The sequence below is a fragment of the Acidobacteriota bacterium genome (assembly GCA_040752915.1).
Taxonomy (GTDB): Bacteria; Acidobacteriota; UBA4820; order UBA4820; family DSQY01; genus JBFLVU01.
This window is the reverse complement of record JBFMHB010000001.1, coordinates 1-21,395: the sequence shown is the minus strand read 5'-3', so window position 1 is coordinate 21,395 and position 21,395 is coordinate 1. Positions and strand designations below refer to the sequence as shown.

The following is a 21,395-nucleotide window of genomic DNA, read 5'->3' as shown; positions in this document are numbered from 1 at the left end:
TTGCGGGAGCTTCTCGCTCGAGGAGCCCCGGTGGATCGACGCGTCTAGTCCAGGCCCAGCTCCTCGCGGAGGGCTGTCTCCAGATCCGGGGTTCGAAACCGAAAGCCGTCCTTCTCGGCCCGCTTGGGAAGGACCTTCGCTCCGCTCAGCAGAAGGGCCTCCCCCATTTCGCCGAAGAGCAACTTCACGGCGGGAGCGGGCAGGGGAAGCAAGACCGGCCTGTGAAGGACCGTTCCGAGAGTCCGAGCGAAGTCACGGTTCGTCACGGGCAAGGGAGCCGTGGCATGGACCGGGCCTTCCAGGCCCGAGAACAGCAGGTGGTGAAGGAGTCCGACGAGATCGTCCAGGGCGATCCAGCTCATGTACTGCCTACCCGAGCCCACCGGGCCGCCCAGGCCCGCCCGGAAGGGGGGGAGGATCTTGGGAAGGGCCCCGCCCGCCGCGCTGAGGACCACGCCGATCCGGGCGTGAACCACCCGGATCCCCGCCGTCCGGGCGGGATCGGCGGCGGCCTCCCACTCGCGGCAGACCTCGCTGAGGAAGCCCTCGCCGGCGGGGCTGGTTTCGTCGAGGCTTTCCCCCCCGCGGTCTCCGTAATAGCCGATGGCGGAGGCGCAGATCAGGGTCGGGGGCTTTCGCTTCAAGCCGGCGAGGGTCCTGCAGAGAAGCCCGGTTCCGGCGACGCGGCTGTCCCGGATGGCGGCCTTTCGGCGAGCGGTCCAACGCCCGGAGGCGATGTTCTCTCCGGCCAGGTGAACCACCGCATCGAGTCCCTCCAGGGAGGGCGCGTCGATCTCCCCTTTCGCCGGGTCCCACCGGGCCTCCCCTTCGCCCGCAGGACGGCGGACCAGACGCAGGACCCGGTGGCCGCCCGAGGACAGAAAGGCACACAGGGCGCCGCCCACGAGTCCGGAACCGCCCGTGACGGCCACCGAGAGGCGAGGGCGGTCCGCGAAGGCCGCGTGGCGGAGGAGATCCTCGCGGGTCCGCCGGTGGCGGAAGGCGAAGAGCCGCTCCACGTCCCTGGCCACCAGCGGGCCTCCTGCGAGACGGCCTGCGATCCCGAAGGGCAGGTCGTAGGTCAGGCGATCGCGAAGGAGGCTGCCGCCGCCTGGGTCCGGCAGACATTCGTGCCGATGTTCCCATCGCTTAAAGGGCCCGCTTACCTGGCGGTCCGTGAAGTAGCGGCCTTCCTCCCACTCGCCGTGTTCCGCGCGCCAGCGAAGCCAGAGGGGGCCCTTCCGGACCGCGAGGTCCAGCCGCCCTCCGGGGCCGATGCCGCCAGTTCGGGACAGGATGCGTACGCGCTGCCAGGGCGGCACAAGGCGCTCGAAGGCGCCCTCCCGAGCGTGCCATTCGAAGAGATCCTCGGGCGAGACCGGCATGGGCGTCTGTTTTTCAAATACGGCCATGAACGCCTACCCTCCCTTGACTCAAGGCCCTTCGGGGGCCCATTCCCTCGGCCGGCGAAGCACCTCCATGAGGCGTCCCTCGGGGCTTTCAGTCGGGGGCTCCTTCCAAGTCTCCCACCGGGCCACAGGGGGGAGGGACATGAGGACGCTCTCCGTTCTCCCCCCGGTTTCCAGGCCGAAGCGCGTGCCCCGGTCGTGGAGCAGATTGAACTCCACGTACCGGCCTCTGCGTAGGAGTTGCCAAAGCCGCTCCGCCTCCGTATGCGGTTGCCGACACCTGCGCTCGAGGATGGGAAGGTAGGACTCCAGAAAGGCACCGGCGCAGTCGGCCGCGAAGGCGAGCAGACGCTCCGCGGGCCGGTCCCGAAGGTCGTCGAAGAAAATCCCCCCCAGGCCCCGGGCTTCCCCCCGGTGGGGCAGGTAGAAATACTCGTCGCAGGCGCGTTTGAAGCGGGGGTAGAAGCCGCGGTCGTGGCGATCGCAAGCCCCCTTCAACGCGCCGTGGAAATGCCTCGCGTCCTCCTCGTAGAGCACGAACGGGGTGAGGTCCGAGCCCCCGCCGAACCACCAGGAGCCGGGCTCCCCATCCCCTCCGCGTTCGATGTAGCGGTAGTTGGCATGAACCGTGGGCGCGTGGGGGTTGCGGGGATGAAGCACCAGGCTGAGGCCCACGGCCCGGAAGGAGAGATCGTCCTGTGCCAGGTCCCGTCCGCCGCCCATGGACCGTGCGGAAGCGGAGGAGAGGGTTCCGTGGACCGAGGATACGTTCACGCCGGCCCTCTCGAGAACCTCCCCACCCTCCAGGACGCGGCTCTCCCCTCCCCCCCCTCCGGGGCGCTCCCAGGCCTCGCGCAGGAAGCGCCCTCCGTCCAGGGCCTCCAGTGCCCGGCAGATAGCCTCCTGGGCCTGACTGACGATCGTTGCCATGGCTTCGCGGGCGTCGGACACCTTCGACCCTCCGCGATAGGAACCCCTCCGGCGGGGAGACTCTTCCCTTACCCAGGGTTCAGCTTTCCTCGTCGTCCTCCGGGTCCACGAGAAGCGCGTCCTCGATCCGTTCGATGAGGGCGTCCAAGAGCTTCTGCTTCTCCGGGTCTCGCGCACGGTTCGAGGTCACCGAGAGCAACCCGGCGATCTCCTCCCACTCCTCCTCCTCGAGGGCCACCGCAAAGCGCTTACCCTTGGGGGCCACGGCGCGCCGAAACGCCTCCTCCATCCCCAGATTCTTGGCCGCCTCCGCGAGGGCCGCCTTTTCCAAGGGCCCCACGGTGAGAGTCACGAGGATGCGTTCCTCCGGAGTCTCCCCTGCCATGCCGACCTCCCTGGCTCCTGACGCTCCGGTCCCCTCGGACCGGCGGGCGCCCCTCCGGCACCCGTCCCTCATCCGGGACGCGCCCCTATTCTTCCACGGAACCATACGCCTTCCAATGCGGGGCTTTTCATGGACCCCGAACCGCGGTAGAGTGACCCGCGGGTGGGGTTATGGGAGGGGGTGCGGCGCCGCCCGGCGCTCGTTCCCCCTCCCGCTCGCTTACCAAGCCTCGTCGGAGGTGAAGGTGGACGCCGAATCCCGACTCCAGCCGGTGCCGCCGAAGGAAGAAATCCGCGTGGGAATCTCCACGTGCCTTCTGGGCCGAAACGTCCGCTTCGACGGCGGCCACAAGCACGACCCTTTCCTCACCGCCACGGTAGGCCCCTTCGTCACCTACGTTCCCGTTTGTCCCGAGGTGGAAGTGGGAATGGGAACGCCGCGGGAGAGCATCCGCCTGGAACGGCACGGGGAGGCCGTACGGCTGGTGGCCCCCAAGAGCGGCACGGACCACACGGAGGCCATGACCTCCTATGCGCGCCGGCGGGTGGCCGCTCTGGCGGGGGAAGACCTCTCGGGCTACATCCTCAAGAAGGATTCGCCCTCCTGCGGGATGGAGCGCGTGCGAGTCTACGGCGCCACCGGCATGGCGGAGCGAAAAGGGAGGGGCCTCTTCGCCGAGGAGCTTCTTCGGGCCTATCCCCTTCTTCCCGTGGAAGAAGAGGGGCGCCTCAACGACCCGCGACTGCGCGACAACTTCTTCGTCCGCGTCTTTGCCTACCGCCGCCTGAAGGCCCTCTTTTCGGGACGCTGGACCGTGGGAAAGCTGGTGGCCTTTCACACAGCCGAAAAGCTACTGCTCCTCGCCCACGACCCCAAGGGCTACTCCCAGCTGGGACGCCTGGTGGCCGGCGCCAAGGGGAGGCCCCGCGAGGAGGTATCCCGGGACTACGCGCGCACCTTCATGGCCTCCCTGGCTCGCCTGGCGACGACCAAGAAAAACGTCAACGTGCTCCAGCACATGGCCGGGTACTTCCGGGAAACGCTCTCCCCCGCCGAGCGCCGCGAACTCCACGGCGTCATCGAGGATTACGCCGCCGGCCTCGTGCCCCTCGTCGTGCCCCTCACCCTCTTCCGCCATTACGTCCGCCTCCACGACGTGGCCTATTTGCGCGGCCAGACTTACCTGGAGCCATCGCCCAAGGAACTCATGCTGAGAAACCACGTTTGAGGCGCTCCCCCGGCCCGTAACCGCTGGAATTCCCTTGTCGTTTCTGCTAGCATGACCCCCTGATCGCCGGCGGGAAGTTCCCGGGGCGGCCGTCTCGGGGCCTCGCCGGTTTCCTCGCGCTTCCGGAGGTCCCCCATGACGTGCACCACCCACGAGTTCATCGAAGTGGACGAGCGCTACGGCGCGCACAACTACCACCCGCTTCCCGTTGTCATCCAGCGCGCCGAGCGCTGCTGGGTCTGGGATGTGGAGGGCAGGAAGTACCTCGACTGCCTCTCCGCCTATTCGGCCGTGAACCAGGGGCACCGCCATCCCAGAATCGTGGAGGCCCTCAAGGCGCAGGCGGACCGCGTCACGCTCACCTCCAGGGCCTTTCACAACGACCAGATGGGCCCCTGGCTCAAGCTTCTTTGCGAAATCACGGGTTACCAGAAGGCCCTCCCCATGAACACGGGCGCGGAGGCCGTAGAAACGGCCATCAAGGCGGCGCGCAAGTGGGGCCAGTACGTGAAGGGCGTCCCCGAGGGTAAGCAGGAGATCGTGGTCTGCGAACAGAATTTCCACGGCCGCACCACCACCATCGTGGGCTTCTCCTCCGACAAGCAGACCCGGGACGGCTTCGGCCCCCACACCCCCGGTTTCCCCATGATTCCCTACGGGGACGCCCGGGCCCTCGAAGCCGCCATCACGCCCAACACCGTCGGTTTTCTCGTGGAGCCCATCCAGGGGGAGGCCGGGGTTGTGGTTCCGCCGGAGGGCTACCTCAAGGTCGTCCGCGAGATCTGCTCGAAGAACAACGTTCTCATGCTGGCGGATGAGGTCCAGACGGGCTTCTGCAGGACGGGCCGCTGGTTCGCCTGCGACTGGGAGGCCGTGAAGCCCGACATCATGATCCTGGGCAAGGCCCTCGGGGGAGGGCTCTTCCCGGTCTCCGCCATCGTAGCCGACGAACCCGTCATGGGCGTGTTCACTCCGGGAGACCACGGGTCCACCTTCGGAGGCAACCCCCTGGCCGCGGCCATTTCGAAGGCGGCCCTGGAAGTCCTCCGGGACGAGGCCCTGGACAAGCGCGCGGCCGAACTGGGCCCCTATTTCATGGACCGCCTCCGGGCCCTGAACAGTCCCCGCATCGAGAAGGTCCGAGGGAAGGGCCTCCTGATCGGCGTGGTCATCCGCGACTCCGCCGGCCCCGCCCGTCCCTACTGCATGAAGATGATGGAGCAGGGAATTCTCGCCAAGGACACCCACGAGCAGGTCATCCGCTTCGCGCCCGCCCTCGTGATCACGAAGGAGGAGATCGACTGGGCCGTGGAGACCATCGGCCGGGTCCTCGCCTGATACGGACGAACCGCGAATCGGGGGGCCGTCTCCGAGCGGAGACGGCCCCCTTCCATCATGGAGGCAGGCAGGTGCCTGGGAGAAGGAAAAGGTACCCTGTCCCGCTCTGGAAAAAGGCCGCGGTGCGACCGGGCGGGGCGCCGTGAGCGGGTCAATGGGAGGACGGAGCTTGCCGGTGCTGGCTCTCGTGGCGGTGACCGCCATCTGGGGCTGGAGCTTCCTCCTGGTCAAGGAATCGGTGGCCGTCTACCCGGTCTTCCCCTTCCTCGCCATCCGATTCACTCTGGCGGCGGCGATCCTCTCTCCCTTCCTCCTGCGCCGCCTGCGCGCCCTGACCCCCGAAGCCGTCCGGGGGGGCGCCCTCATGGGCGTCGCGCTCTTCTCGGGCTACGCCTTTCAGACCCTGGGCCTCCTGTACACAAGCGCCGCCCATAGCGGGTTCATCACGGGCCTCTTCGTCGTCCTCACCCCCGTGTTCCAGGTCGTTCTGACGCGGAAGTCGCCGCCCGCAGGCGCGTGGGCCGCCGTGGCGCTGGCCACCGCGGGATTGGGGCTCCTCTCCTGGCCCAAAGGTGGAGAGCCTTTCAATTTCGGCGACCTGCTCAGCGTCTGCTGCGCCGCCGTGTACGCGGTGCATCTTCTTATCACGTCCCACATGGCCCGCCGCCACGACACCGGCGTCCTCACCCTTGTCCAGGTGGCCACGGTGGCGGTGCTCGGGTGGGCTCTCTCGGCGCTCGGGTCGGGCCCACTCTGGCCCATCCCCTCCCCCGCCCTGAGGGGCATTCTCCTCACGGCCCTCCTCGCCACCGCCCTGGCCTACACCGTCCAGACGACCTTCCAACGCCACACATCCGCCATCCAGACGGCCGTCATCTTTACGATGGAGCCTGTCTTTGCGGGCCTGTTCGCGGTGCTCCTCGGCGGGGAGCACCTGGGCGCGCGCGGCCTCGCCGGCGGGGCTCTCATCGTCGCCGCCATGCTCCTGGGGCAGATGGCCGAAAACGCGGCGCGCGCCGCCGAACGGCGGGCCGCCCCACCGGGGCGCTGAGGCTTCCCCCGCGCCCTTTTCCAGCCGATCTCTGTCACGTGTTAATTGGTTATTGGTGTCCAGGCTTGCGGGTGTTTCTGTATGCCTACTTTCCTGTCTCCCCGCCTCCGCCTCTTACCCGCCCACGTATTCACGGAGGAGAAGAACGGCGCCTTCGGAGATGTCCGCGAAGCCGAGGCCGAAACCCCGAGGCGGCGCCGTGCGCACCACCATGGCCTCCACGCGGATTTCCCGCCTTTCACCGTTTCGCGGGATGTGGAAGCGAAGGCCCAGGCGGTCCCCGATTTCGAGGCGGGCGTCGCTCACGATGAACGCCCCGGAGGCCGAGACATCCATCACCATGGCCTTGATCTCCCTCCGGCCCACCACCAGCGTTCCCGGGCTTTCGAGCGGCCTCCGGGCATCCTTGCGCACACGGAGGGGCACGTAGCGCGTCACGATCTGCAGGAAGGTCCCCTCGTCCACCGGCTTCTTCACGAATTCCTGTGCCCCCGCCTCCAGGGCCGCCTGCCGGTAATCGTTTCCCGAGAGGATCACCACCGGTATCTCCTTGAGGCCAGGCGTGGCGCTCAGATAGCGGGCCGCCTCGAGGCCCGTCATTTCGGGCATCTCCACGTCCAGAAGAATCAGATGCGGATGGGCCTGCTGGGCCACCTTGATGGCCTCGAGCCCCGTCGTGGCCGTGAGGATCTGACAATCCGCCCGACGAAGGAAGGTCTTTTCCAAGTCCAGGAACGCCCGCATATCATCCACGATCAGGAGTTTCATCGCGCCCTCCCATGCGGCATTCCTACTGTAACACGAGCCCTTCGGGACGGCGAAGGCGCGCCCAATTAGCGGAAAACCGGTTCGACTTTCCCATCCGTTGACCGGGAAATGGAAAGAAGGCCGCCCGAGGGCGGCCTTCCTGTCAGCCGTTTTGGAGCGGGGAACTACCGGCCGCCCTTCGCGATGTGGTTGAGGAGTCCGCCGTCTTTGAGGATGGCGGCCTGCCGCGGCGTGACGTCGGCCTTGGCTCGAAAGGAGAATCCCCTGGTGGTGTCCTTCACCGTGAAGATCCGGTCGCCGTCGAGGGCGGCGTGGATGCCCTCGATCACGAAGCCGTCGCCCTGCTCGATACGGTCGTAGTCGGCGGGGTCGAGGAACAGGAGGGGAAGGATCCCGAAGTTCACGAGGTTGGCTCGATGGATTCGCTCGATGGCCTTGGCGAAGACGGCCTTGACCCCAAGGAAGGAGGGGCAGATGGCGGCGTGTTCCCGGGAAGAGCCCTGGCCGTAGGAGTCGCCGCCCACGACGAAGCCGCCGCCCTTCTCCTTGGCCCGAGCCGCGAAGGCCGGATCCACGCCGATGAAGACCACCTCGGCGTACTTGGGGATGTTGGAGCGGTATTTGAGGTACTGGCCGGCGGGCATGATGTGGTCGGTGGTGATCTTGTCGCCCACCTTGAGCAGGACGCTTTTCTCCAGCCGGTCGGGCAGGGCCTCGGTCTTGGGCGGCGCGCCGATGTTGGGGCCGCGCACGACTTCGACCCGGGAGCCGTCGGCGGGAGGAACGAGGACCATGGAGTCGTCGATCACGAACTCGGCCGGCATATCCACCTCCACCGGGGAGATGCCGAGGGCGCGCGGGTCGGTGAACTCTCCCGTCAGGGCGCAGGCGGCGCAGGTCTCGGGGCTGGCGAGGAAAATCATGGCGTCCGCCGTTCCCGAGCGGCCCTTGAAGTTGCGGTTGTTGGATCGGACCGAAACCTCGCCCGAGCCGGGGGCGTGGCCCGAGCCGATACAGAAGCCGCAGGCGCTCTCGGCCACGCGGGCGCCGGCTTGGAGGAAAGCCGTGAGGAACCCGCGGTTGGCGGCCTCCATCTCCACCTGGCGGGAGCCGGGGGCCACGACCAGCTCCACGTCGGGGTGGACCTTCCTCCCCTTGAGCATGTGCGCGAGCACCGCGAGGTCCCTCAGGGAGGAGTTGGTGCAGGATCCGACGCAGACCTGGTGCACCTTCTGCCCCTTGAGGGACGCCACGGTGGCCACGTTGTCGGGGCTGTGGGGCTGGGCCACCAGGGGTTCCAGGGAGGAGAGGTCGATCTCGATGACTTGATCGTAGACGGCGTCGGGATCGGCCTCCAACCGGGTCCAAACCCCTTCCCGCTTCTGGGCCTTAAGGAAGGCGAGGGTCTGGTCGTCGCTTGGAAAGACCGACGTGGTGACGCCCAGCTCGGCTCCCATGTTCGTGATGGTGGCGCGCTCGGGCACGGTGAGGTGCTTCAGGGCAGGACCGGCGTACTCCACGATCTTCCCCACGTTGCCTTTGGTGGTCATGATCGAAAGGAGCTTCAGGATCACGTCCTTGGCGGAGACGAAGGGTTGAAAGCGGCCCGTGAGGTTCACCTTCACCACCTTGGGCCGCGGCATGTAGAAGGCGCCTCCGCCCATGGCCACGGCCACGTCCAGCCCGCCCACGCCGATGGCGATCATTCCGATGCCGCCTCCCGTGGGGGTGTGGCTGTCGGAGCCGAGGAGGGTCTTGCCCGGAACCCCGAAGCGCTCCACGTGAACCTGGTGGCAGATGCCGTTCCCGGCCTTGCTGTAATGGATGCCGTACCGGGCGGCCACGGTTTGGAGGTAGCGGTGGTCGTCCGCATTCTCAAAGCCCACCTGAAGCGTGTTGTGGTCCACGTAGGAGACCGAGAGCTCGGTCTTCACGCGGGGTATGCCCATGGTCTCGAACTGCAGGTAGGCCATGGTGCCCGTAGCGTCCTGGGTGAGCGTCTGATCCACCCGGATGGCGATCTCGTCGCCCGAATAGAGGTCACCTTCCACCAGATGGGCCTTGAGGATTTTCTGGACCAGGTTCTCGGCCATGCGCGCCTCCACGTTTGTGTGCGTTTCCCCCCGGAAAAAGAGGGGCCATTCTAGGGAGGGGGCGCGGGGGTGTCAAGGAGAGGGCCCGGGGAGGCCCTTTCGCCTCGGCCTCCGGGAATCGGTCCCCCGGGCCCGTTCCAGCGATGAGATCCCCTCCGGTGGCCTTTCCAGGGCAGGAATCGCCCGTTTCGTCGAGGAACGTCGATCCGGGCGGCCCGTGCTACAGTATGTGCCTTCGGAGAGGGACCCATGGACATGGAACCGGTGGAGTACGGGATCATTGGAGGGACGGGGCTCTACGAAATGCCCGGCTTCGAGGAGTCGGCGAGGGTCCGTCTGAGGACACCTTTCGGCGAGCCCTCGGACGCCTACGTGATGGGACGCCTCTCCGGCCGGCGGGTGGCCTTTCTCGCCCGCCACGGGGAGGGCCACCGGATCCTCCCCTCGGAGATCAACTTCCGGGCCAACGTTTACGGCTTCAAGATCCTGGGGGCATCGGCCGTCCTCTCCGCCTCGGCCGTAGGCAGCCTGAAGGAAAAGTACGTGCCCGGTCATGCGGTGGTGCCCGACCAGCTCGTGGACCGCACGCGCCACCGGGCGGACACCTTCTTCGGCGAGGGCATCGTGGCCCACGCGAGCCTCGCCGAGCCCTTCTGTCCCTCCCTGAGGGCCCGGCTCCTCGATTCATGCCGGAGCCTGGGAGTCCAGGCTCACGACGGCGGAACGTACCTCTGCATGGAGGGCCCCCTCTTTTCCACCCGGGCCGAGAGCCTCCTGTACCGGGCCTGGGGCATGGACGTCATCGGCATGACCAACGCCCAGGAGGCCAAGCTCTGCCGGGAGGCCGAAATGTGTTACGCCTCCCTCGCTCTGGTCACGGACTTCGATTGCTGGCACCCCGATCACGCCTCCGTAAAGATCGAAGACGTCCTGCGAATTCTGGGTCAGAACAGCGAGCGGGCCCGGGCCGTCCTCGCCGCCGCCGTCGCCTCCCCTCCCCCCTCGGAGGCGTGCTTCTGCCGGACCGCCCTCACCAACGCGGTGGTGACCCGCCGGGAGGCCTGGCCCGAAGCCACGGCCCAGCGGCTCCGCCCCCTTCTCCAGCGCCTTCTCGGGGAGGGAGAGAAGCCATGAATCTCCTCATCGTGGGTACGGTGGCCTACGACAGCGTGAAGACCCCCTTCGGCGCGCGCGAACGCATCCTCGGCGGATCGGCGGCCTACTGCGCCACGTCGGCCTCCTATTTCACGGATGCCGGCATCCTGGCCGTGGTGGGCGAGGACTTCGAGGAGGCGGACCGCCGCCTTCTGGAGGAAAGGGGCGTGGACCTGGCCGGGCTGACCACGTTGCCCGGACAAAAGTGCTTCCACTGGAAGGGTGAATACGGCTTTGACCTGAATGAGGCCCGCACCCTTCGCACGGACTTGAATGTCCTGACCGCCTTCGATCCCGTCGTTCCCGACGCCTGGCGCGAGGTCCCGTACGTATTCCTGGCCAATATGGACCCGAAGGCCCAGGCGAAGGTCCTCGATCAGGTGGAAGCGCCCCGCCTCGTGGCCGCGGACACCATGAACTACTGGATCGAGAACGCCCGGGAGGATCTCCAGGCCCTGCTTCCCAGGATTGACATCCTGGTCATCAACGAGGCCGAATCCAGGCAGTTGTCCGGAGAGGCGAACCTCCTCAAGGCCGCCCGAAAGATCCTGACCTGGGGACCCAGAAGCCTCATCGTGAAGAGGGGGGAATACGGCGTCCTGGCGGTTTCGGCGGAGGCCCTCTTCGCCGCGCCCGGCTACCCGCTGGAAAACGTCTTCGACCCCACGGGGGCCGGCGACTCCTTCGCGGGCGGCTTCATGGGACGCCTGGCCTCGAACGGGACCGCCGATGCCGACGCCATCCGCCAGGCCATCATCCTGGGGAGCGTGATGGCGTCCTTCAACGTGGAGGACTTCTCCATGACCCGACTCGCGGCCCTCTCCTGGCCCGAGATCGCCGAGCGGTACCAGGCCTTCCGGAGGCTCACGCGCTTCGAGGACCTGTAAGAACAGCCCTGGACGATGGACGGGAGACGAGAGACGTTAAGCATGAGACGGTAGATGACGGACGGATCTCCCAGTCCCCTGGTCCCCCGGTCCCTCAGTCACCCGGTCCCGTAGTATACTGTTCATGGTGGGCGGACATGCCCGCGCGTCGCGGAGGGAGGATCGCATGGTCAAGACCATAGAAGGCGCCCTTTCGGCCAAGGGCTTCCGCTTCGGGATCGTGGTGAGCCGCTTCAACGAGTTTTTCTCCAACAAGCTCCTGGATGGCGCCCTGGACTGCCTGGCCCGTCACGGCGCCGACGAGAAGGCCATCGCGGTGGCCTGGGTCCCGGGCGGCTTCGAGATCCCGCTGGTGGCCAAGAAAATGGCCGAGAGCAACAAGTACGACGCGGTCATCGCCCTGGGCGCCCTGATCCGGGGGAACACCCCCCATTTCGAGTACATCGCCGCCGAGGTGGCCAAGGGGCTGGCCGTGACGGCCCTGGAGACGGGCAAGCCCGTCCTGTTCGGGGTCATCACCACGGACACCCTTGAGCAGGCCATAGAGCGCTCGGGCACCAAGGCCGGCAACAAGGGATTCGACGCGGCCCTGGCAGCCATCGAGATGGTCAACCTGTACAAGGCCCTGTGATGGGCATCCGCCGCGAGGGGCGAGAACTGGCGCTGGACTACATCTACCAGCTCGACCTGGGCGTCGAGGATCTGGCCTCCGTGCTTCCGCTACTGGAACGGGAACGGCGGGGATCGAAGCGCGTGAGGGACTTCGCCAAGTCCCTCGTGGAAGGGGTGTGGACCCACCGGGAGGAGATCGACGCCCTCCTCCGCCGGCACCTCCTCCACTGGAAGCTCGAGCGTCTGACCCGGACGGACCGCGGCCTCCTCCGCCTCGCCGCCTACGAGATGGTCTTCGACCCCGAGGTCCCATCCAAGGTGGCCATCAACGAAGCGGTGGAAATCGGGAAAAAGTATGGCGGAGACGAGTCGGGCAAGTTCCTGAACGGCGTCCTGGATGCCATTCATCGCGCATCGCTGTAGCCTCGTCTCTCTCCTCCTCATCGTTCTCGGCGCCGCGCCTTCGCGGGCGGAGGAGGGCGTGGGATGGGTCTCGGGTTGGGCCCAGGCGGCCTACCGGCTCGACGCTCCCGGCGCCCCCGCGCCTCCGGCGGTGGAGGTGAACGGGTTCCGCCAGGAGGTCCTTCCCGAGGGCGGTGGATGGGAAATCCGCGTCCAGGTTTCCGCCGGGCCCCTCGGCGTGCGCACCCCCTTTGCCGCGCGGCCCCTTCCCCCCTCACCCCAGCTCCCCCAGGCGTTCCGGGAGCGCCTGGGGCGCTCCCTCTCGGCTAGCAAGCGCCTGGACGAAGCCCTCGTGGCGATTCTGGAGACCATGCGCTCCGCCCTGGAATACGACGAGGCCGCCGGCTTTGAAGAAACGCCAGAGGAAGTTCTTCGAAAAGGGCGGGCCTCGTGCATCGGGTTCTCCCGAACCGCCCGCTTTCTCCTGGACTCCCAGGGGCTGACGAGCCGTTACGTGATCGGTCTGCGCGCTCCCGCCTCCCGGGAACTCATGCGGCTTGAGGGCGGGCGGCTCCACGCCTGGCTGGAAGTGGCCCTTCCAGGAATCGGCGCGGTGTACTGCGACCCTCTCCTTTCGGTCGGATGGGTGCCCCAGCGATACGTAGCCCTCCGTGCGGGCGACACCCTCGAACCCGGGGACCTTCAGGCCTACAAAGGGGGCCGGCTGGTGACTCGCTCCACCAAAGATCGTCTGGCTTTCGAGCCTCCCCAGGGGGGGCCTTGCCGGCTCTGGGCCCGCCCGAACGTGGCGGCATCCACGGGGGGGCTGATCCACGGCAAGTTCCTCGGCGAAGGAGACCGTCCCCTCGAAGGGAGGGCCCGTTTGGAGGGGGACGGCCTGGCCGTTTCCATGGACCTGTGGGAGGGCAATTTCTTCTTTCGGGACCTCGTTCCAGGCCGATACGGCCTGGTGGTCGAGTCGCCGGGTTCCAAGCCGCTCCGAGCCTCGGTGGTGCTGGGACCGATGGACAAGCGGTTCCTGGTCCTCTATAGTCAAAGCCTGGGAGAGCCAGGGAAGCGGAGCACGCCATGAGCTTGGGCGGAAGCCTGGAAGACCTCTCACTTCTGGACATCCTCCAGATCGTCAACGTGTCCCGCCGCACGGGCGTCCTTCGGCTGACGATCCCGAAGTCGGGCGTGTCGTACGTCTATTTTCATCAGGGAAACCTGGCCGATATTGTTGGAGATTTCGAGGAACGCAACTTCCTCGGCTATTTTGAGTCCACGGGGCTGGTGGAAGCGGGCGAGATCGCCGAGGCCCGCCGACGCGCCGCCGGGGATCCTTCGAGGGTCCTCCAGCGCCTCCTCGACACGGGCGCTCTCAACCCCCAACTCGTAGAACAGGCGCGGAGGCTGGAACTGGCGCGCCGGCTCAAGTTCCTCACACAACAGACCCGCGGCGAGTTCGCCTTCTTCTTGACGGAGAGCGAAGACCCCGTGGGCGGGGAGGCCCCTCCACCCTTCTGCCCCCTTGCCAGAGCGCTGTCTCCACAGGTGCTTCTGACCCAGACGCTGGCGGATTCCGCCCTGGCCGACGTGGCTGTCCCTCCGAGGCCGCCCTCGCCTCCCCCCGCTCCGGTGTCCGTCCCCGAGGTCCTTCCCCCCACCCCGCCGCGGCCGAAGCCCCCCGCGCCTGCTCCGGCTCCCCCCGTGTTGGAGGACACGAAGGAGCCCCCTCGGTCCCCCTCGGACCAGGCACCTGCGCCGCCGCGGACCCTCCGGGTGTCCCCTCCACGAAACCGGCTCACGGTCTTGCTTTGCGCCGACGAGTCCACCTTCCGCCACCTCCTCAAGAAGCGCCTCATCGAGCACTTTGAGGACGTGGCGACGGCGGCCAGCTTCGAGGATTATTCCGCGGCGTGCAGGAGGCTCCTCGCGGAGAAGCGTCCCTTCGTCTCCCTGGTGGACCTGCTCATGTCCACCCGGAGCGGCGAAGGATACCTGGGCGGCCTCGAAGTCCTTCAAGAGTCGGTCCAGAGCTTTCCGCAGGTGAAGGTTCTCCTGATGACGGACCTGAGCGACGACGCGCTCCTGGGAATGGCCCGTCGCCATGGAGCCTCCGCCATCCTCGAGAAGCCTGGGCTGGCCCGCCTCCGGGTGGACGAGTTCGAAAAGTCCATCGAATCCTTCGCCAAGACCTTCTGTGACGAGGTGGACCGCCTCGTTCCTCCCGTGGAAGAAGAGGTGGTGACCTTCCTCCACGACCTGGGCGCCGAGTCCCCGGCCCCCGGGGACCGGATCCGCGACCAGCTCTCCCTCCTGAAGGGCCTCATGGGCGAACTCGCCAGTCCCAAAGAATCCAGCGAGATCTCGCTCCTTGTCCTTCGTCTGGCCGCCGAGTATTTCGATCGCGCCATCCTCTTCCTGGTCCGGAGGGAGGCCTACATCGGCCTCGGGGGGTTCGGCGAGACGGGGGATCCCGAACTCATGATGGCCAAGGTGCGGCGCCTGAAGATTCCCTCCGGTGCCGGATCCTTCCTGGACGGAGCCGTCACGGACCGCCTCACGGTCCTGAAGACCCGGGAGGACCTCTCGACCTTGGACCGCGATTTCACCGCCGCCATCGGCGCCATCGAGCCGTCCCGTCTGGCGGCCATACCCATGGTGAGCCGTGGGCGAGTGATCGCGCTCCTCTACGGCGACAACGGACGGGGAGGCGAGGAACTGCCCGACTTGACGGGCATGGAGATCTTCATGGCCCAGGCTGGCCTGGCCATGGAGAAGGCCCTCCTCGAAATGCAGATCATGAACCTCAAGCGCAGCATCCCCCGGGAAATCGGCGACTGACCCTACCTCCTCCGAGGCGTCCTTGATTTGCAGGAAGGGCCGCCATAAACTGACCGGGACGCTCCATTGGCTTGTCCGGTCTGAACAGCGGGAGGGGGAATCCCATGTCAGAAAGGCGTTTAACCGCCCTCGGGCGGCATCGGTGGCCTTCCCTATTTGGTCTCGTCGCGGCCTCCACGGCGCTCTGGCTGGCCGGCTCGGCTTCGCTGAAGGCCGCCGATCCGCCGCCCGCCCCAGAGGGATGGCTCGAAACGGTCCAGCGCCAGCTCGAGGCGTCGGAGTACGAGATCTCCTGGCAAACCAGGACTTCCCTGAACGGCATTCCGGAGGCCTTTCAGGCGCCCAATCGGGCGCAAGGCTTCCGGACCTGCTTCGTGCCGGAAGGGATCTGGATCATCCCCCGCCGACCCTCCGAACCCTCCTGGAAGCTGGGCCTTCGCCTTCCCGGGGCCGATGCGGCAAACCCTCCCCTTCCCCGCGTTGACGGCGCGGTTGCGCTGTTTGAGCGACCAGGGCTGGTTCTGAGCGTGGAGAACTCCCCGCGGGGCCTCCTTTTCAGGTGGACCCTCTCTGCGCAGGAAGGCCACGGGCAGGAAGCCAGGGTCCCCCTTCTGCGGCGCGTGGACGGCCTTTTGCCCTCCCTCGCCTCCGACGGACGAGCCATTGACTTTCGTGCCCCGGGAGGCGGTCCGGCCGTCCTTCGGTTGGGCGAGCTGAGGGCCGCCGATGCCGCGGGCCGGAGCCTTTCCGTCCGACTCGTCGGAACGAAGGGCCACGACTCGCGGCTCTTCGTCGCCTTCGGAGAAGCCCCTGCCTGGCCCGTCACCGTGGAAGCGCTGGCCACCGCCGCCTCCTGGACCGGCGAGGCCGATCAAGCCGACGCCAATTTCGGCTACGGCGCCGGGACGGCCGGGGACGTGAACGGCGACGGCTACTCGGACGTCATCGTGGGGGCTCCGGGGTACGACAACGGGCAGTCCGGCGAGGGCCGCGCGTACGTGTATTACGGGAGCGCCTCGGGGCTCGCCACGTCCCCTGCCTGGACGGCGGAGTCCGACATGGCCAATGCCTCCTTCGGGCGCGTCGTGGGAACGGCCGGGGACGTGAACGGCGACGGTTTCTCGGACGTGATCATCGGCGCGTCCGGTTACACGAACGGAGAATCCCTGGAGGGCGCGGCCTTCGTGTACCACGGCGGCCCTGGCGGCTTGTCCGCCACGCCCGACTGGACGGTCGAGGGCGGCCAGGCCGGGGCCCAGCTGGGCATGTCCGCCGGGACGGCCGGGGACGTGAACGGCGACGGGTATTCGGACGTTCTATCCGGCGCCTATTACTACGACGACGGGGAAACCGACGAAGGTGTGGTTTTCGTTTTTCACGGATCGCCGGCGGGCTTGAGCACGGGTTACGCCGCCTCTCTTCAAGCCAATCAAGCCTACGCCCGATTCGGAACCAGCGCGGGGACGGCCGGGGACGTGAACGGCGACGGATACGCGGACGTCATCGTGGGCGCCGACGGGTACGACGGCGCCTTTGGAGACGATGGGGGTGCCTTCGTGTTTCTCGGGTCCGCGTCGGGCCTCCTCACCCCACCCGCCCTGAGCGCCACATCGGGCCAAGCGTCTGCGGGATTTGGCATTTCCGTCGGCACGGCCGGAGACGTGAACGGAGACGGTTACGCCGACGTGGTCGTCGGCGCGCCCAACTATGACCTCGGTCAATCCAACGAAGGGGCCGCCTTCGTGTACCTGGGCGGATCTTCGGGACCTTCGGCCTCCCCGGCGTGGACCGGCCAGGCCGACCAAGCGGACGCCCGCTACGGCTTCTCCGTTTCCTCCGCAGGAGACGTGAACGGAGACACCTACGCCGACCTCCTGATCGGATCTATGTATTTCACCAACGGGCAGTTCCGCGAAGGACGACTCTTCGTTTACCTGGGCGGGTCCGGCGGTCCCGCCGCCACGGCGTCCTGGACCGCGGAGAGCGACCAGAACACGGCCTGCCTGGGCTTCCCCGTGGCCACCGCAGGCGACGTGAACGGCGACGGCTACGCGGATATCATCGCGGGCGCCATGCTCTACGACAATGGCCAGGCGGACGAGGGACGCGCCTACGTCTTCCACGGGGGCCCCGACGGCCTTGGCGCCGCCTCCTCCTGGTCCACGGAGGGGAACCAGGCGAATGCCTACTGGGGCACCTCCCTCGCCTCCGCCGGCGACGTGAATGGCGACGGCTTCGATGATTTCCTCCTAGGCTCCAACGGCTTCGACACCGCAGGAGGCGCCAATGCGGGGAAGGTCGAGCTCTTCTTCGGAAGCGCCGGGGGCCCCGACGCCACGCCCGATTGGACCCTGGAAGGCACCCAGCCGGATGGCTGGCTCGGCGTCTCGGCGGCGGGAGCCGGAGACGTCAACGGCGACGGCTACGCCGACGTCCTCATCGGGGAGGCGGGGTACAGCAACGGCCAGACCCGCGAGGGGCGCGCGCTCCTGTTCCTGGGTTCCCCATCGGGTCTGGGAGGATCCCCGGACTGGGCCTTCGAATCGAATCTCGCTTACCGGACGATGGGCAATCCCGTGGCCTCCGCCGGAGACGTCAACGGCGACGGCTACGCCGACGTCCTCCTGGGAGCGCCCACTCTATGGGACTGCCATTGCCCGGGACGCGCCTACCTGTTTCACGGGTCGCCCGCCGGATTGGCCGCCTCTCCCGATTGGACGGCCGCCAGCGACCAGGCCGAGGCGTGGTTCGGAAACTCAGTGGGTTCCGCGGGGGACGTGAACGGCGACGGATTCTCGGACGTGTTTGTGGCCGAATACGCCTACAACGGCGACCGGGGGCGCGTCTTCGTCTGGTACGGCTCCACCTCGGGCCTCGGTGATGCCGGCACGCCCGCCAACTTCGACTGGTCCGCCGCGAGCGACGGCGAGTCCGAACGCTTCGGATGGCGCGCGGCGGGCGCTGGAGATGTGAACGGAGACGGCTACTCGGACCTCCTCGTGGGGGCCCCGAATCACTCTTCCGGTCAAATCCACGAGGGGCGGGTGTGCCTCTTCCAGGGCTCGGCGTCGGGCCTGGCCGCCACGCCGTCTTGGGCCGCCGAATCCGATCAGGCCGACGCCCAGTTCGGGTACGGCCTTTCAGGCGGGGGAGACTGGAATGGCGACGGCTTTTCCGACTTCGCCGCCGGTGCACTCGCCTTCGACGGCTCCGCCGGGGCCAATTGCGGCAAGGCGTGGGCTTTCTATGGCTCCGTCACCGGTCCCTCCACGCCCTCCGCCACCACGTGGGAGGGCATCCAGGCCGGCGAGTTCTTCGGGCTGGCGGCTTCCTCCGCCGGGGACGTGGACGGAGACGGCAGAGCGGACCTCCTGATCTGCGCCCAAGGGTACGACAACGGGGAATCGGACGAAGGCCGAGTGGCCTTCTTCTACGGCGGCGGAGGGGGAGGAGGCCTTGCCCTGACCCCCGGGCAGAGACGCCTTGACGATTCGGCCCCCATCGGTCCCTTGGGCCTCTCCGACGACCGGGACGGCTTCCGGATCGCGGCCCTGGGCCGCTCCCCCTTCGGGCGCGGCAACCTCCGCCTTCAGACGGAGGTCAAGCCCTTCGGCGCGGCCTTCGACGGGACGGGGCTCCAGGTTTCTGCCTGGGCCGACTCGTCCCTCTCGGGCGCGGCTCTTCAGAACGCGATCACCGGTCTGGATGACGCCGGCGGGTACCACTGGCGGGCGCGGCTCCTCTTCGATCCGGTGACCCTTCCCTACCAAGGCTCTGGACGCTGGTTCAGCCCCCCCATCAACGGCTGGCCCGAGATGGACCTGCGCCTTCACGCCGAAGCGGACCTTCGAATCGCCTCCTTCACCGATTCTCCCGATCCCGTGAACAACCTGCAGGACCTCACATACGGCCTGACCATCGAGAATGACGGGCCCGATGAGGCCGAGGGCGCCATCGTCTCCCTCGTCCTGGCGCCCGCCGGGGTCTCCGTCGCCTTCGTCCCTGGCTCGAGCGACGCGCGGTGGGCCTGGGATGCGGGGACCATGACCCTCACCGCCGACCTGGGAACCCTGGCCGATGGGGTCTCCACCTCCCTCGACGCGGTCTTCACCGTTTCCGGGACCGGCTCCCTCGAGGCCGACGCCTCCGTCTCCTCCTCCACCACCGATCCCGATTCGGGAAACGACTCGGCCTCCGCCACGACTACCGTTTCGCCGATCGCGGACCTCGCCATCACCGCCTTCACCGATGCTCCCGACCCCGTTCCCGAGAACACCACCCTGACCTACACCCTCTCCCTGTCCAATGGAGGCCCCGACACCTCCTCAGCAACGGTCACGGAGACCTTCTCGCCCGTGGGGACCACCCTGACTTTCCTCCCCGGATCCAGCGACCCACGCTGGTCCTGGGACGCGGGAACCCTGACCTTGACGGCGTCCGTGGGCGCCATGGCCTCGGGCGCCACGGATTCGCTTTCCGCGGCCTTCACCGTGGGGCCTCCGGGGACGGCGGCCGCCCACGCGGAGGTGTCGGGCTCGGTGTTCGACCCTTCGGCGGCCAACAACTCCGCCGACGCTTCCACAACGATCTGCGATCCCACTCCGGGCGCCTTCACCGTCCTCCACCCGCCGGACGCCTCCGCTAGCCTCTCCACGAGCGCGGCCTTTTACTGGACGCCAAGCGACGGCGCCACGTCCTACGATCTCCGCCTGGGCACGACCAGCCCGCCTCCCCTTCACACCTCTGGGCTGACTGCGACGGAAACCTCGGTCGAGGGGCTGACGCCGGGAGCCACCTACTACTGGGACGTGGAGGCCCGAACGCCCTGCGGCGCGGTTCTCTCCTCGGACGGACCCCGGAGCTTCACCACGGGGTGCTTGACCCGGGTGGGGCGCTGGCCCGAGAAGCCGTATGGTATGGTCCGTTCCTCGGTGGTCTACGGTGCGTACGCCTATTATGGGAACGGCCTTTACTTGACGGTGCTGGAGGTTTCCGATCCCGCCCATCCTTCCGTCGTCCGGGAACTCCCCCTCCCCGCGCCAGTGGACGAAGGAGAGTTGCTCGTGGCGGAAGGGTATCTCTTCGCTCCCCTGACCAACGGAACGCTCACGATCTACGACCTTGCCGACCCGGAGACTCCCTCCGAGGTCTCAACCCTGGGCGGCTTCGCGGGCCTTCGAGGCGGGATGGAGTTCTACGGGGGCCTGCTCTACGCGGCGGACCAGACCTCGGGCCTGCGGGTCGTCAGCCTCTCCCCCCTCACCTCGCCTTCCATCATCGGGACCCTCGCCACCTCGCACGCCAGGGACCTCACTTTGTATGAGAAGGCCTTCACCAAGTACGCCTATGTGGTGGACGCCTACGACGGGCTGGTCGTGATGAACGTGACGAATCCCGCCGTCCCCGTGCTCCTCACCGCCGTGGATCTCGGGGATTGGCCCGAAAGCGTGGCCCGATCGGGCGAATACCTGTACGTGGCCGATGCCACCAACGGGATGAGGGTCTTCAGCCTCGCCAATCCGGCCCTTCCCGTGGAAGTGGGCTCCTACGTGACGCCCAACTACACCGAATGGGTCGTTCTTTCAGGAGCCACGGCCTTCCTGTGCGACGGTCCCGGCGGCATCAAGGCCCTGGACGTCACCATCCCCTCGGCGCCCGCGCTCCTGGGGCAGATCGACACGCCCGGCGTCGCCATGCATGTCTGGCTCGATGGGAGCCGGGCCTTCGTGGGCGACGATTTCGGGGGGCTCCGGATTCTCGACGTGTCCGCTCCCGCCGCCATGGGGGAACTGGGCTACCGGGACGATTCGGAGGAGTCCACGCTCTCTCTGCACACCAACGGGAGCCTCGCCTACGTGGCCAGGTATTCTGAAGGCCTCGCGGTCATGGACGTTTCGGACCCCTCCGCGCCCGTCCAACTCGGACTCTGGTCAAGGCCCGGGGGGTCCCTCCGCTCGGTGACGGTCTCGGGGAACACGGCCTTCGTATCCGAGCGATACGGGGGCCTCCACCTTGTGGACGTGAGCACTTCCGCGACGCCCGTCCTCCTCGGGTCGTACACGGACCGTTTCGGGTTCTCCTGCGCCGTGTCAGGCACCCTCGCCTACTTCTGCGCCAACACCTACGGCCTCGTGGTCCTGGACGTCTCCGACCCGGCCGACCCGCACGAGGTCTTCCGCCTGGACACGCCCGGAGGCGCGCGCATGGTGGCGCTGGACGCCGGTCGCGCCTACCTCGCCGACGCGAATGGAGGGCTGCGCATCCTGGACCTGTCGGATCCCGTCCATCCG

15 protein-coding genes are annotated in these 21,395 nt (G+C 67.6%); 10 read left to right on the top strand and 5 right to left on the bottom strand.

Going from position 1 to position 21,395, the window contains the following annotated elements:
• Positions 1-44: 44 nt before the first annotated feature.
• The 3 genes from AB1824_00075 to AB1824_00065 form a co-directional block, all read right to left on the bottom strand.
• The gene (locus tag AB1824_00075) at positions 45-1,412 is read right to left on the bottom strand and encodes a TIGR01777 family oxidoreductase (protein MEW5763344.1); all 1,368 of its coding nucleotides are present in this window, start codon (positions 1,410-1,412) and stop codon (positions 45-47) included.
• 21 nt (positions 1,413-1,433) lie between these two features.
• Entirely contained in the window at positions 1,434-2,339 is a 906-nt protein-coding gene (hemF, locus tag AB1824_00070) for an oxygen-dependent coproporphyrinogen oxidase (GenBank protein ID MEW5763343.1), read from the bottom strand.
• Between the two features lie 79 nt (positions 2,340-2,418).
• Positions 2,419-2,724 carry a hypothetical protein gene (locus AB1824_00065; GenBank protein MEW5763342.1) on the bottom strand — a complete coding sequence of 102 codons (306 nt, stop codon included), beginning with the start codon at positions 2,722-2,724 and terminating at the stop codon, positions 2,419-2,421.
• A gap of 244 nt (positions 2,725-2,968) precedes the next feature.
• Here AB1824_00065 and AB1824_00060 point away from each other — a divergent pair, with 244 nt between their 5' ends.
• The 3 genes from AB1824_00060 to AB1824_00050 all read left to right on the top strand — a co-directional run bounded on the left by AB1824_00060 (position 2,969) and on the right by AB1824_00050 (position 6,341).
• Positions 2,969-3,952: a DUF523 and DUF1722 domain-containing protein gene (locus tag AB1824_00060; protein MEW5763341.1), complete on the top strand. Its 984-nt coding sequence runs from the start codon at positions 2,969-2,971 to the stop codon at positions 3,950-3,952.
• Positions 3,953-4,087: 135 nt separating this feature from the next.
• Positions 4,088-5,290, top strand: a complete 1,203-nt coding sequence (rocD, locus tag AB1824_00055; GenBank protein MEW5763340.1) for an ornithine--oxo-acid transaminase — start codon at positions 4,088-4,090, stop codon at positions 5,288-5,290.
• 175 nt (positions 5,291-5,465) lie between these two features.
• Positions 5,466-6,341 (top strand): DMT family transporter, encoded by an 876-nt coding sequence (locus AB1824_00050; GenBank protein MEW5763339.1) that lies wholly within the window; start codon positions 5,466-5,468, stop codon positions 6,339-6,341.
• 114 nt (positions 6,342-6,455) lie between these two features.
• On the opposite strand, the gene AB1824_00045 is transcribed toward AB1824_00050, so the two are convergent.
• Entirely contained in the window at positions 6,456-7,109 is a 654-nt protein-coding gene (locus AB1824_00045) for a response regulator (GenBank protein MEW5763338.1), read from the bottom strand.
• A 164-nt stretch (positions 7,110-7,273) separates the two neighbouring features.
• Positions 7,274-9,202, bottom strand: coding sequence for an aconitate hydratase (locus tag AB1824_00040; GenBank protein ID MEW5763337.1), 1,929 nt, complete (start codon positions 9,200-9,202; stop codon positions 7,274-7,276).
• A 249-nt stretch (positions 9,203-9,451) separates the two neighbouring features.
• Between AB1824_00040 and mtnP the strand changes: the two genes are divergently transcribed.
• The 7 genes from mtnP to AB1824_00005 all read left to right on the top strand — a co-directional run.
• On the top strand, positions 9,452-10,336 hold the full coding sequence (gene mtnP / locus AB1824_00035; GenBank protein MEW5763336.1) for an S-methyl-5'-thioadenosine phosphorylase: 885 nt from the start codon (positions 9,452-9,454) through the stop codon (positions 10,334-10,336).
• Positions 10,333-11,244 carry a PfkB family carbohydrate kinase gene (locus tag AB1824_00030; GenBank protein MEW5763335.1) on the top strand — a complete coding sequence of 304 codons (912 nt, stop codon included), beginning with the start codon at positions 10,333-10,335 and terminating at the stop codon, positions 11,242-11,244. The genes mtnP and AB1824_00030 overlap by 4 nt, the downstream gene beginning before the upstream one ends.
• Before the next feature lie 166 nt (positions 11,245-11,410).
• Positions 11,411-11,875, top strand: a complete 465-nt coding sequence (ribE, locus tag AB1824_00025) for a 6,7-dimethyl-8-ribityllumazine synthase (GenBank protein ID MEW5763334.1) — start codon at positions 11,411-11,413, stop codon at positions 11,873-11,875.
• Complete coding sequence (nusB, locus tag AB1824_00020; protein ID MEW5763333.1) at positions 11,875-12,279, top strand: transcription antitermination factor NusB; 405 nt, start codon at positions 11,875-11,877, stop codon at positions 12,277-12,279. The genes ribE and nusB overlap by 1 nt, the downstream gene beginning before the upstream one ends.
• The gene (locus tag AB1824_00015; GenBank protein MEW5763332.1) at positions 12,254-13,351 is read left to right on the top strand and encodes a transglutaminase domain-containing protein; all 1,098 of its coding nucleotides are present in this window, start codon (positions 12,254-12,256) and stop codon (positions 13,349-13,351) included. The genes nusB and AB1824_00015 overlap by 26 nt, the downstream gene beginning before the upstream one ends.
• Entirely contained in the window at positions 13,348-15,105 is a 1,758-nt protein-coding gene (locus AB1824_00010; protein MEW5763331.1) for a response regulator, read from the top strand. Before AB1824_00015 ends, AB1824_00010 begins: the two co-directional genes overlap by 4 nt.
• Before the next feature lie 104 nt (positions 15,106-15,209).
• On the top strand, positions 15,210-21,395 hold a 6,186-nt coding region (locus AB1824_00005), incomplete at its 3' end, for an FG-GAP-like repeat-containing protein (protein ID MEW5763330.1).